The organism is Pseudovibrio sp. POLY-S9 (assembly GCF_001431305.1).
In the GTDB taxonomy this organism is placed as follows: Bacteria; Pseudomonadota; Alphaproteobacteria; order Rhizobiales; family Stappiaceae; genus Pseudovibrio.
This window is the reverse complement of record NZ_LCWX01000267.1, coordinates 1-208: the sequence shown is the minus strand read 5'-3', so window position 1 is coordinate 208 and position 208 is coordinate 1. Positions and strand designations below refer to the sequence as shown.

At 51.9% G+C, this 208-nt stretch carries 1 protein-coding gene; it reads right to left on the bottom strand.

What is annotated here, in order from left to right:
- The coding region (locus PPL9_RS34830; protein WP_152986894.1) for an integrase core domain-containing protein at nucleotides 1–208 on the bottom strand (208 nt) is incomplete at both ends.

Sequence of the window (208 nt, the reverse complement as noted above, 5' to 3'; positions counted from 1 at the left end):
GATTGCATAGTGCGGTGACTGCGAAATGTTCTGTATGCCAGAACCTCCTCTTTCAGGGTTCGGTTAAACCGCTCATTCTTGCCTTTGGTTTGAGGATGGAAAGGTCTGGCATGGATCAGGCGGACACCAAGATGAGCCAACCAGATCCGCAATGGTGTCCAACGCTGATCGGTAAGAGCAGTCCCCCATGGAGAACCGTTGTCAACCA